Source organism: Paenibacillus sp. SORGH_AS_0306, assembly GCF_030819345.1.
GTDB lineage: Bacteria > Bacillota > Bacilli > Paenibacillales > Paenibacillaceae > Saccharibacillus > Saccharibacillus kyungheensis.
The window spans coordinates 4,868,379-4,881,299 of sequence record NZ_JAUTBP010000001.1; the positions used below are offsets into that span (position 1 = coordinate 4,868,379).

Annotated in this window: 11 protein-coding genes; 6 read left to right on the plus strand and 5 right to left on the minus strand. The window is 39.7% G+C overall.

Annotated elements, in window-relative coordinates; all coding sequences use genetic code 11:
• Window positions 1-13: 13 nt before the first annotated feature.
• Window positions 14-1,834, plus strand: a complete 1,821-nt coding sequence (locus QE450_RS21605) for an ABC transporter ATP-binding protein (RefSeq protein ID WP_373462059.1) — start codon at window positions 14-16, stop codon at window positions 1,832-1,834.
• Window positions 1,835-1,857: 23 nt separating this feature from the next.
• Here QE450_RS21605 and QE450_RS21610 read toward each other — a convergent pair whose 3' ends face one another.
• Together QE450_RS21610 and QE450_RS21615 are read right to left on the minus strand one after the other, a co-directional pair.
• Window positions 1,858-2,220 (minus strand): DUF1304 domain-containing protein, encoded by a 363-nt coding sequence (locus tag QE450_RS21610; RefSeq protein ID WP_307302025.1) that lies wholly within the window; start codon window positions 2,218-2,220, stop codon window positions 1,858-1,860.
• Between the two features lie 155 nt (window positions 2,221-2,375).
• Window positions 2,376-2,735 (minus strand): TM2 domain-containing protein, encoded by a 360-nt coding sequence (locus QE450_RS21615; RefSeq protein ID WP_273614477.1) that lies wholly within the window; start codon window positions 2,733-2,735, stop codon window positions 2,376-2,378.
• A gap of 287 nt (window positions 2,736-3,022) precedes the next feature.
• On the opposite strand from QE450_RS21615, the gene QE450_RS21620 reads away from it, so the two are divergent.
• Window positions 3,023-3,805: a hypothetical protein gene (locus tag QE450_RS21620; RefSeq protein ID WP_307302028.1), complete on the plus strand. Its 783-nt coding sequence runs from the start codon at window positions 3,023-3,025 to the stop codon at window positions 3,803-3,805.
• A gap of 59 nt (window positions 3,806-3,864) precedes the next feature.
• Window positions 3,865-5,772, plus strand: a complete 1,908-nt coding sequence (locus QE450_RS21625; protein WP_307302030.1) for a TcaA NTF2-like domain-containing protein — start codon at window positions 3,865-3,867, stop codon at window positions 5,770-5,772.
• Between the two features lie 58 nt (window positions 5,773-5,830).
• On the opposite strand, the gene QE450_RS21630 is transcribed toward QE450_RS21625, so the two are convergent.
• Window positions 5,831-6,334, minus strand: a complete 504-nt coding sequence (locus QE450_RS21630; protein WP_273614480.1) for an antibiotic biosynthesis monooxygenase family protein — start codon at window positions 6,332-6,334, stop codon at window positions 5,831-5,833.
• A 229-nt stretch (window positions 6,335-6,563) separates the two neighbouring features.
• Between QE450_RS21630 and QE450_RS21635 the strand changes: the two genes are divergently transcribed.
• Both QE450_RS21635 and QE450_RS21640 read left to right on the plus strand, forming a co-directional pair.
• Window positions 6,564-6,755, plus strand: coding sequence for a PspC domain-containing protein (locus tag QE450_RS21635; protein ID WP_273614491.1), 192 nt, complete (start codon window positions 6,564-6,566; stop codon window positions 6,753-6,755).
• Between the two features lie 253 nt (window positions 6,756-7,008).
• Complete coding sequence (locus tag QE450_RS21640; RefSeq protein WP_274171218.1) at window positions 7,009-8,250, plus strand: DUF445 domain-containing protein; 1,242 nt, start codon at window positions 7,009-7,011, stop codon at window positions 8,248-8,250.
• Window positions 8,251-8,337: 87 nt separating this feature from the next.
• On the opposite strand, the gene QE450_RS21645 is transcribed toward QE450_RS21640, so the two are convergent.
• Together QE450_RS21645 and QE450_RS21650 are read right to left on the minus strand one after the other, a co-directional pair.
• Window positions 8,338-10,074: a glycoside hydrolase family 13 protein gene (locus QE450_RS21645; RefSeq protein WP_307302034.1), complete on the minus strand. Its 1,737-nt coding sequence runs from the start codon at window positions 10,072-10,074 to the stop codon at window positions 8,338-8,340.
• Window positions 10,075-10,301: 227 nt separating this feature from the next.
• The gene (locus QE450_RS21650) at window positions 10,302-11,717 is read right to left on the minus strand and encodes a family 43 glycosylhydrolase (RefSeq protein WP_307302036.1); all 1,416 of its coding nucleotides are present in this window, start codon (window positions 11,715-11,717) and stop codon (window positions 10,302-10,304) included.
• A 384-nt stretch (window positions 11,718-12,101) separates the two neighbouring features.
• Here QE450_RS21650 and QE450_RS21655 point away from each other — a divergent pair, with 384 nt between their 5' ends.
• A complete protein-coding gene (locus tag QE450_RS21655) occupies window positions 12,102-12,884 on the plus strand; it encodes a hypothetical protein (protein ID WP_307302038.1) in 783 nt (260 codons plus the stop codon).
• The last annotated feature ends 37 nt before the right edge of the window (window positions 12,885-12,921 follow it).

The window sequence follows — 12,921 nt, forward strand, 5'->3', positions numbered from 1 at the left end:
CAAGCCTGCTGTCATGACGGAAGCAGTAGCAAACAAATCGACAAAAGTCGAACCTGTAGCTGGTAAAAAGCGTCGTGCAAAAGACTGGAAAGGGACGCTGGGAAGAATCTGGTACTACCTTGCTGAACGCAAACTGAAGTTAATGCTAGTACTCCTTATGGTGTTACTCACGTCAGCGCTCACGTTGCTCGGCCCTTATCTGATCGGGATAGCGATAGATGATTTTCTTGCTAGGGATGCAGGGCAGATGTGGGTCTGGTTCCTTGTTGGCTTAGCTGTCGTATATATTCTCAACTCGGTTACGTCTTGGCTACAAAATATATGGATGATTGAGATTGCGCAAGAAACAGTGTACCGGATGCGAGTCGATTTATTTTCCCATTTGCACCAATTGCCTATTCCTTTTTTCGGCAAAAGACAGCAAGGGGAATTGATGAGTCGGGTGACCAATGATATCGAAAATGTCAGTTCTACGCTGAACAGTTCGGCGATTCAGATATTTTCCAGTGTATTGACTTTGATCGGTACATTGGTTGTGATGTTGTGGTTAAGTCCACTGTTAACACTGATTACGTTTCTCGTAGTGCCATTGATGGCATTCGGCATGCGCTGGATTACAAGGCGTACAGGACCCTTATATCGTGAACGTCAGAAAAATTTGGGTGATCTGAACGGATATATCGAAGAGACATTGTCTGGTGAAAAGATTATCAAAGCGTTTGCTCAAGAACAACGAGTGATCGGCGAATTTGGAGAGCGTAATGATCGCATCCGTTTATCTGGATTTTGGGCACAGACGATCTCCGGGTTTATTCCTAAGCTTATGAATGGATTGAATAATTTGAGCTTTGGTCTGATTGCAGGAGTAGGCGGTATATTGGCGATCAAAGGCATGATTACAGTAGGTGTGATCGTTATTTTCGTCGAGTATGCACGTCAATTTACCCGCCCGTTAAATGATCTTGCTAATCAGTGGAATACATTGCTGTCTGCGATAGCCGGAGCAGAGCGTGTATTTGAAATTTTGGATGAATCGGTAGAAGCAGAAGATGAACAACAAGCTGTTCAGGTAGATCATATCGAAGGTGCTGTCGTTTTTGATGATGTATCATTTGCTTATGATACCAGTGAGGGTGGCGATACATTACAGCATATTTCATTTACAGCACAACCGGGTGAAATGATAGCTCTTGTAGGACCTACCGGAGCAGGCAAAACGACATTAATTCAATTGATTTCTCGCTTTTATGATGCCGATCAAGGCAAGATTACGATTGATGGACGGGATATCCAAAGTATTAAGCGAGAAAGCTTGCGGTCACATACAGCATTTGTATTGCAAGATTCATTTTTATTTGAAGGTACAGTGATGGATAATATCCGTTATGGTCGACTGGATGCGACAGATAAAGAAGTGCAAGATGCCGCCATCTTAGCCAATGCACATTCGTTTATCGAACGATTGCCTGAAGGATATAACCATCGTCTCAATCGAGATGGTGGCGGAATTAGCCAAGGCCAACGACAACTCATCAATATCGCACGTGCGTTGTTAGCCGACCCTTCGATTCTGGTATTAGATGAAGCGACCAGCAGTATCGATACGGTCACCGAGATCAAAATTCAAGAAGGATTACAGCGCTTAATGGAAGGCAGAACAAGCTTTGTGATTGCGCATCGATTGAATACGATTCGAGCAGCCGATCAGATTCTAGTATTGCGAGATGGTCAGATTTTGGAAAAAGGTTCTCACGATCAATTGCTAGACACCGGCGGATTTTATAGCGACTTATTTTACAGTCAATTGCATTCATCCGATGCCTTGCAAGCTTGATCTTAAGCTCATCATTCCAGCACTTACCGAAGCAGTAAAAAAAGCAATGCGAGAAGAGCAGGAGCGCCTTGCATCAACCAGATTCGGCGACTGGCTGTAGCACCGCCGTATAGAGCAGCGATCAGTACACAGATAATAAAGAATAATTGAATCTGATAGCCAAAAATAGCTGTCGGATGAACCAATCCCCAGATTAATCCTGCGGCAAGAAAGCCATTATATAGCCCTTGATTGGCAGCAAGTGATTTGGAAGATTCGGCTAATTCAGGGGTAAGATTGAACGTTTTTAGTGTGCGTGGCTTTGTCCAAAGAAACATTTCCATCACCATAATATAAAGATGTTCAACTGCAACTAATACAACAAAGATGATAGATAGTAGATACATGATTGTTCTCCTTTCTTGTCCAAAGATACTGTTAGTGTAGCAGAATGAATTGCAATGATACATCATTCCACGAAAAAAAGATGCCGTTTAGTTAAGGCATCTTTTTTGCATTACATATGAAGCTAAGTATGAACGATCTATCCGCGAGTACACTATTAATAATTAGAATAATTCGGTGGTGAGATCGGTTTTTGAATTAAAATTTGGTCGATAATACTACTTTCAACATAATCGTTACGCTCTTTTACCATGGTATGCAAAAGAAAAGCATCTACAAACCACCATATGGCTGTTATAAATGAGCCGAAAAACGTCAGCGTCAAAATTAATTGCGCAATAGCAGAACCTGTTTTGCCCATATAAAAGCGGTGTGCTCCAAATATGCCTAAGAAGAACCATAGAATATAAGCTACTGTCATATCTTTACCATAGGCTCTAACTTCAGACTCCAGTAACATAAGTTCGCGCGTATCTAACTGACTTTTACGTTGCCAATTGTTATAACTTAATCCCATTTCTATCACTCCTTTACTATCAAAATAGTCGTACCTCTCCATCAATAATGCCATTTTAACAAGATTATCCCATTTAATCTACTGTATTCTACGTTGTTAAATGAGGGAAATATTCATTATATGACATTGATTTTGAAAAAAAGATGAGATTAATTATTTCAAATCTCTTTTTCTGCCAATTGTAAAAATAGTTGGTAACTCTTCATTATACATGGTAATATAGACAACGAATTTAAAAATAGATAATATTACCTAGTTCATTTTAACTATTCTTAGGGGGAATAACAATGTCTTTTTGCACAAAATGCGGTATACAGCTTCAACCCAATGAAATACATACTTGTGTTTCTACAGAACAACCGATAGTAGATGCTGCTTCACCAACGTCTACACCATCACCGATATTAACATCAGCAAGAGATCATCTAGCACATGTAGACAAGCATAAGATTTTGAATCTACTCAAAAATCCGATGTCTGCTTTGCAACTAAGAGCAGAAAGCGATCTATTGTACGGAGTTTTAGGATTGGTTGTATCATTGTTAGGTTTTGTTTTGTGGGCATGGTCATTTAAGCATCAATTGATCAAGCTAATGATTTTAGGATTTGGAAGTTTGATAAGTGATGACAAAGAATCATATCGCGAAGCTAGTGAGTATTTGCCTATCGTAAATCATATGTTATTGCTAGGTCTGATCTCGTTAATCGTACTGGTAGGTATAACATTTTTATTAGGCAACAAAATGGGATTACATAAATTACATTGGAAAGATAGCATGGTACAGCTAGGCGGATTACAACTTATTTCAGGTATTGGATTTATCGTAGCAGCTCTTATGATGTTTATATCTATCAAATTGTCATTTGTATTATTATTTACTACTTCGCTAGCTGCATTGGTTTTAACATTGGTTGCAGGTATCGAAATGTTCCGTATCCAGCGTGATCGTCTGGCTTTATTTATTGGACTTACTGTATTAATTCAAGTGTGTGCTATTCTTGTTGTCTTTAATTCCTTTGGTAGCGAATTAGTAGAAGAAGCACAACGGATTAGCCGTAATTTATTTTAAAATCATATAGAGCTACGCTAACTTAATAAATAGTGATCCAAGAAAGGATACTACCTGTTATGTATTGTGGAAATTGTGGAACAAAGACACAGCCAGATTGGGTATTTTGCAAAGAATGTGGACATCGTTTGCAACCAGAAGCATCTGCAAATGAAATTAGAGCAACAGAACATGTACCTGTAGTTGCCAAGCCAGCACGTCAACCGATTCAATTATCGCGTCGAACCAAATTATGGGGCGGTGTTGGAGCAGGAGTCATTGTGTTGTTGCTGATTGCTTTTCTAGTATTACGTGCTACTTATGGTCCTTCATCTGCGGAAGAACTTGCTCAGCAAATGAAAGAAGCTGTTCAAGCCGGAGATGCGAATACATTAGCCAGTTATTTAGATGATAAAGATTCACCGTTACACCAGTCAGACAAAATATCTTTATTTGCTGAAACGCTCCAAACCGATGATGCTAAAAAAGCATATAACGATGGTATTGCCCAAGCATTAGATCGTGCAGAATATATTCAGAAAGAAAATGCTTCGTTAGCAGATGCAGTGAAAAAACAGATTCGGGAAAGTCTAGGCGGAGGTCAGTGGTTGACATTTGTACCTGTAGAATCATGGCGTGGAACCAAATGGACAGCACATATAGAGCCCATACAGATTGAAGCGTCTTTACCTTATCTCAATGAAAATCTAACTACTTCGATGACGATTGGTAATGTAGCCGCGCAAGACAATCGTATTCAGGACTTGTGGCCTTCTGTATATACGTACAAAGGTGTAATTCGTGGAGAGTTCGCTGAAGCGCCTGTTACTGATACAGTAGAAGCTTTTAATACGACTGAAAATAATAAAGCGATCCTAGATTACACCCAGCTTGCTTCATTGGAAGTTCAGCTTCCGCCGGTAGAATCGACCATCACATTAAATGATAAACCGATTACAGGTACACCTGGAGATTATCTAGATATTTTACCTGTACCCGCGCAATCCAAATTTGTAGTCACTACACAAGCACAAGGATCAGAGATTACAGGAGAGACCACTCTTCAATCGGGTGAACAAGATCGTTATGATTTGAATACGATTTTGCAAAAGCCGATCGCCGACAAGTCACTGGATCTTATCTATAATGCTTCGACTAGCCTGGCAGAAGCGATCAATACAAGCAACGCCAAAGCAGTCAAAGGTGTTAATCCCAATTCAGATTATTACAATCGTGCCACATGGGAAATGAATAGTTACTTTACGCAACCGAAATATACATTGCAAAAAGTAGTAATCGATCTCGATTCTATTCAAATCAACAAAGAATCGATTGAAATCACAGCTACACAGGTATATACAGCCAAAAATGAAGATGGCACGTCTAATGATAAAAATGTAAGTTGGACTTACCAGATTACCCAACAGCCGAATCAAAAACAATGGTGGATCGATTCTGCATCTACAAGTTGGAGCAATGCAATAAATGCTAAAAATACGATTGAAAAAGCAAGTAGTGCAACGACTACATCAGCAGAAATAGACTCTACAGATCAAGTATCTGCCAATACAGCTTCTACAAGTACGGCATCTACAGATGAAGAATCGTTAGAAAGTGCAGAAGTAACAGATACATCGATTCATGATTTTATGACCGACTATTTAAGCACTTCGGTAGATGCTATCAATACAGGCGATTTTAGTATGGTTTCTTCATTATTGGATGCAGACGGCCCTGTGTACAAAGAATCATCCAGTTATATCGATCATCTTCAAAGTAAAGGAATCACCGAAGAATTGGTCAGTTCAACTGTCCAATCATTCAAAGCCAATACGGATAATACGTATACTGTACACACTACAGAAACATACAATATTATAGCTAAAGATTGTACAACACAGAAGAAATCGTTCAACTCGGTATATACGCTGAAATTAATCGATAATGAGCTCAAAACGTATCAACTGGTTAGCACGAAAGAAATATAATTATCCAAAAAGAACCTCTCCTAATACAAATGGAGAGGTTCTTTTTTTGCAGCATGTATTAGACAACGACTGCATAATTTTTAACAAATGAAGGGCGAGGGAAAATAGAAGGTTGCTGTGCAGTAATGCCTTCAGACGTATCCCGTTTACGATGAGCATGGCTGTAAGCTTGAGATTCTTGCCATGCTTTGAAATGCTCTTCCGATGCCCAGAGCGTCATAATGACATACGTATCATCATCCAGCGGACGCATCACTCGAATCCCGACAAAGCCAGGTTCGTCTTCCACTTTACGCGCGCGATTGCTAAAGCGCTCTTCAAATGCAGATCGACCATCTGCGGTTACTGGAATATTGTTCAATACAGCATAACTACCGCCAATATCCCCGCTATGATCCAGCACCTCATATCGTGATGCATTTTCAGTGTGAAAATCCAATGGTTCATCGATCTCTAATACATACCGAGTCTCATCTTCATGTTGCAACGTAATCGTCTGTGGCAATTCAGCCGCTTCAGGAAAATGTTCTTCAAATTGGTGCGAGCTAATATAAATATACATCGTGATCCACCTTTCATATTAAACGAAATATGTGTCTGATATTTGCTGAATTTCTTGTATCTAAAAGGATAATTATAATTTAACATGTTTGCAGACAGTATCCTAATTGCAATCTGACTAGTATGATCCCCGACTAAAGTCCAAATCACAAAACCGTCCTTAGGCGGTTGGAAAGAGGACGCTTATTTTCTATGATATAAGAAAGAGAATAAGAAAGAGGAGATCAATGATGAGAAAATTGTATCGTTCGAATCGTGATAAATATGTTAGTGGTTTAATCGGTGGAATGTCAGAAAGTTGGAATATCGATGCAAGTCTGTTACGGATTCTATTTGTGATTAGTGTGTTCGCTACGAGTGGTGCTAGTTTACTGGTATATGTACTTGCTTTATTATTTGTACCCAAAGAATCAACGTATTAATGAATCATAATTAAAAGTGATCAAAAGTCGCATTTTCTTCTACAAGTAGAAGAGTGCGATTTTTGATTTGTGTAATTATTAGAATATTGATAAGCCTTTTCTAACTTTCTCTATGTTCTCTATTGATAAAGTAGCTATGCCATCTATGCATTAATCTGCCTGATAATTTAATATAGTATCTGCTCATATGCTATACTATGGAATGGAAATCCCGGCAGATTCATGCGCTGTCACCATCAAGAGGAGGAAAGTTATGAAATCAAAATATTTGGCGGGTGGATCTTTAGCGATTATGGCGCTTGGATTTATAGCCACTCTGTTTTTTCCAAAAACAACGCTATTGTTAATTATTCAAGGCGGTTTTGAAGCCGGTCTTGTCGGAGGGATCGCAGACTGGTTTGCGGTGACTGCTCTATTTCGTCATCCACTCGGTATTCCGATTCCGCATACATCACTTTTAACCCGTAATCGGGATAAGATTATCCGTTCTCTGATCTCGGCAATGGAGAATGAACTGTTAAACAAAGAAAGTATCGAAAATAAATTGCGTCAATTCCGTATTTTTCCGTTTGCACTTTCTATGTTGACCCGTCAATTGGGCAAAAAGAAAATACGGCGTGAGTTATTAAATATGATGATTCCACCGATCGAACGCTTGCCTCTTGAACCGGTTGCTGCTTTTATCGGTAAAGGATTAGCAAATTATACGCAAAAAGCAGATTTGCAATCGGCTGCGACAACAGTGTTAACGAATGCACTTAACGAGCGTTATGATGAGAAAGCATTAGACCATATTTTAAAAGAAGTAAGAACATGGGCAGCACGTCCACAAAGTCGTGATACGATGGGTAAAATTGCTCACGAACAATTAGCAAATGTGAATATGGGTGGACTAAAAGGATTTGCTTTTCAAGCTTTTGCAGGCATGATGAATGAAGAAAGTCTGGGTAGTATTTTGCAAAATATGATTATTTCCGGTGTAGGTAAATTGCAGGAAAAAGATAGCGAATACCGCGAAGCAATTATCCGTGAACTACGTATCCAGATGTTCCAGGTTGTTGATGAAGAAGATAACTGGATGAAGATCAAAGACTGGACAGCAGAGCTAATACAGGGCGAATTTGCAAATACATTTATGATCGAGCGTCTGGAAGAATTGCGTCGTCTATTGGTATCTATGTTAGAGCAAGAACGAGATGGCGGTGGTCGTCATGTATTTGCGATCTATCGTTCGATTATTCGTGATCTTGGCAAAGACCCGCAAAAAGTTGCTGTGTGGGAAGATCGTTTGCTACAAGGGATTATTCGTACAGTAGAGAAAAACCATTATCGTATCGGAATTTTGGTCAAAGAAAACTTAGACCGAATGGACGATGCGGCACTTGTCTATATGTTAGAAGAAAAAGTAGGGCAAGATTTACAGTGGATTCGTGTCAATGGTGCTGTCTGCGGTTTCTTAGTCGGTATAGTATTATCACTGATTCAATTGATTTGATCTATACCCCAAAAAAAGGTATCTTCGCTGTTGTATACAGTAGAAGATACCTTTTTTCTTGATTATTTTTTTGACTGATCCCAAATCTTATTGATCTAAAATCGACAGACCGCGGAAAGCTAATGATTCATAAGGATGTAGTGTTGCTTTTTGCGCAGATTTTAGTAGCTGTGCGATTTCTTCAGAATGTTCTCCATGTGTAGCGATGATGAGTTCGGATTGCTCAATACGTTCTACCAGTTGATCGGGTAGTTGAAGCTCTGTCGATGATTTGGAGAAGTTAAGAATAATCAGCCAGTGCTCATCGTTCCACTCACGAGTATACGCGAAAATATACGGATCATCTGAAAGTTCACAAGCGTATTTACCATAAATTAATGCAGAACTTTGTTTACGGATGTCAATCAATTGACGGTAAAAATGAAAGACCGAGTCTGGATCTTCAAGTTGCTGAGCAACATTGATTTCACTTTTGTTCGAATGAGCAGGTATCCACGGTTCAGCAGTCGAGAAGCCAGCATGTTCACTATCATCCCATTGCATCGGGGTACGTGCATTATCCCGAGCTTTGGTACGAATACGCTCCATAATAACCTCAGGATCTTCGCCTTTATCGTCTACCATTTGTTTGTAATATCCTTGAGCTTGTTGTTCTTTCACATCTTCGATCGTTTTCATATGTTCGGCATTGGTCATACCGATCTCATCACCTTGATAAATATAAGGTGTCCCGCGTAAAGTGAGCAAGAACATCGCTAGCATTTTTGCAGAATCTGCGCGGTATTCCCCTTCATGTCCTAAATAAGAGACTAAGCGAGGATGATCATGGTTACTGAGATAGATTCCCATCCAACCTTGTCCGTAAATATCTTCTTCCCATTTGGCGATAATTTCTTTGAGATCATGCAGTGACCATTCTTTGCTTTGCCACATATCGTCATCCGCATCACAGACTTTGGACGCTTCGATCATTAATACCATATTCATTTCTTCACGTTCAGGGTTGGTATATAATTTGACATCTTCGATCGATACACTAGAAGCTTCGCCTGCGGTAAACATTTTATAATTCGAAAAGACTTCAGTATATAGTTCATGCAAGTACTCATGTATACGTGGTCCATTTTTATAAAATTCTTCGGCATTTCCTTGTAATTTGTTAGATGGTGGGGCGTCTGGAAAGCTTGTATCTTTGGAGATCATATTTACAGCATCAATCCGGTAACCATCGATCCCCAAGTCTAGCCAAAAGCGCATCATGTCTTGCATTTCTTGACGTACTTTAGGATTTTCCCAGTTTAGATCAGGTTGTTTTTCACTATACGAATGTAAATAATATTCATTGGAGTTTTCGTCTAATTTCCACATCGAATCGCCGACATAAGAAAGCCAGTTATTCGGTTCAGACCCATCTTCTTTGGGAGCACGCCAAATGTAATAATCGCGATAAGGGTTATCTTTGGAAGAAAGAGCTTCTTGAAACCATGGATGTTGATCTGAAGTATGATTGACAACCAGATCCATAATTAACTTCATGCCACGAGCGTGTACCTCTTGCAGTAATGCTTTCCAATCGTCCATCGTGCCGTATTCCGGCTGTATCTCTCGGTGTTCTTGAATATCGTATCCATAATCAGCATTAGGAGAAACATAAACAGGAGTGAGCCATAATATATCTACTCCAAGTTGTTGTAAGTAATCCAGCTTCGACCGAATTCCGGGAATATCGCCAATTCCATCATTATTGCTATCCATAAAGCTACGAGGATAAATTTCGTAAACAACACTTTCTTTCCAGAATTCTGGCTTCATAATCGTCTTCATTTGTCGGTCTCCTGTTCTGTTGTAACATAGGCAGTTACTTACTGAGTATTACCCTTTCAAACATGACAACAATCGCAGGAGGTCTAAAAGAAATAACGGTTTGAGTAGAAAGTATTCTTTATATGTATACTTGTATTATTACTTCTATATCACTACATCGTAGAAATGCAAAACCTCTCTCCGCACGATTGGCGTAAAAGAGGTTTTTTGTTATACATCTGTTATTGTTAATTACCCATCAAGCGTACTTCATGTAAAGTAGGCGTATACCAATTATTTGGATTGTTATGGAGTACAGCATTGACCATATTAATTCGTACATAACGAGCAGTGAATGAAACTGCATCTGTTGTAAATCCATAGGTTGTATTGGTGGTGCGGTCAATCGTAGTGTAATTTACACCATCGGTACTGTACTCGATTTTGTATTTGTAATAAGCTTCAGAACCTTTGTACATAAACCAGGAGATATCGACTTCGCTGATCTTTTTGGCAGACCCTAGATCGACTTGCCACCAAGCAGGCCATGTGGCCGAAGATGCTGCCCAAGACGTCTGAGCATTACCATCATTGGCATTGGTAGTTGCAGAAGAAGAAGCGGTTGAGATCGCTGTAGCAGGCTTGCCTAGAGCATGATTTGTCAGAGCAGGCAGAGTCACTGTACCTGTAGCGGCATCCATATTCCAACTACTATACCAGTTGAGTGTCGCTGTACTGTTGCTATCATTTAATGTCAAAGGCAACCAGATAAACTTATGGTCACTTAAGTTTAGTGGATTCCAGCGATCACCCATATAAATATAGCTTGTACCTGCGCTACCTGTAATCGTTGCAATCGAATGAATCTGTGTGGCATACGCAGAAGGATCGCCAAAAGGAGACAGCGCCGACCATGTTCCTGTTATCGAAGAAGACGTTGCATAACTGCCTTGATTCGGATACCAGCCCGAAGCCTGAGAAGTAAATAGATAATATTTGCTTCCTTTTTTCACAACCGCAGGCGCTTCCCGGTAAGCACCTTCGAACACCCAGCCTACAAAAGAAGCCACTCCTGTATAATCATCAGTCAGGCGGAAGATGGCCATTGAGTTGTTGGCACCGCCATTATTTTGACGGGATGCTGTAATTAGATAAGCTTTGTTATCTGTATCTACAAATACCGTCATATCACGGGATTCATAATCAAGTGGACGAAAGCTTCCTTTATACGTAAAATTACCATCTGGTGTATCGCTAGTGGCGACAGCTACACGAGCTAGTGAGTAATCACTACCATTTTCATAGTGTGCCCATAGGATATACTTTTTGGTTGTTGCGTTGTAGATGACTTTGGGGCGTTCAATTTTGCTAGTATTGAGTTCAGTTGCGGAATTTTTGGTGAGGATACTATTACCAAACTTCCAATTTTTGAGATCAGTAGAGGTATATACATTTACTTTATCAAAAGTACCATTGGTTGCATGTTCACCGTACCAGTAATATGTAGAACCGACTTTGAGAATATTGCCACTGTTCGCTTGAATCGGGTTCCCTGCGGTGTCTGTCCAGTTGCCACCATTAGTAATTGTAACACTTGCAGCCTGAGTAGACGTTCCGCCAATACCGATTCCAGTGATAACAAGTGCCAGACTCAGCCACAACATAGCAGTTTTGCGTGAGAATTGCCAAGAGATTTGTAAAATAATAAAAACCTCCTTCGGTCATTCTAAGATAGCCTCAATAACAAAAGAAGTGAGACTTCAAGTTTATTTTAGATATTTTTGTAAGCGTTTACAATAAAATAATAGCGAAATGTTGACATAAAAATACAGTAGCTAAAGATTGCGAATGGTGGTTATAATCTATTTTGGTAACATATTCTATAATAGAAAAGAGAAGGAGGGTAGTCTAAATTGCACCATTTCAATATACAGCAATATACGTTAGGTACTGTACAATGCTAACTTGCTGTCTGGACAACAAAATATCATATCAGTCTCAAGCTTTATCGCAGAAGCGAGACGATCAAAGGGGAAACGTAGAAACACATGAATAAGCACAATACTACTCCGATACATAAGATTCGGAAAATAGCTCTATCCGCACTATTAATCAGCAGTCTCACGTTATCATTCGCGTCCACAACATGGGCAGCCGCCAGTAAAATCTATGAGTACGATATCAATGGAAGACTCTCCACCACGTATACCACGACCGAGAAGACCACATTTACGTACGATGCCAACGGAAATCTATTACGCAAGCAAGTAGAAAAAGGGGATTACAGCAGTAAAGTCAATCCACAAGCCCCAGTTGTAACACCAGAGCCAACACCGACACCTGTCCCACAACCAGAACCGCCTCCAACTCCACCAACGCCTGTACCCGTTTTTGACCCATCGGTTACACCACCGCCGGTTCCTGTACCAACGAAATCTGGTTTGACAATAGGTAAGCAACTAGATGAAGTTTCTTATAATTCAGATAGCAATCTTGTGCACGTGCATGGATGGTATTTAGACCCTGTAGGTATTGCCAAAGTTGAAATGTATATAGATGGAGTATATGTAGGAAGGCTTAATATGGGTGGTTCACGTGAAGATGTGTATAACGCCTTTCCAGAATACAACAACCATGTAGCTGGCTTTTATCGAGATTCTATTCGCTTAACTACACAAGGTACTCAACATACTACTAAAAAAAACAATGGGAAAAAGCAAGACGTTCCAGGTGCATTTAAGCATGATGTTCGTGTTGTAGTACAAAATAATCAGGGAGTAATTAGCGAGATGATTAGCACTCCTGTATTTTTCTCACAAGTGCTTAAATAATAATTCACAAAAAATATCATAAGGTATAAGGGGATAT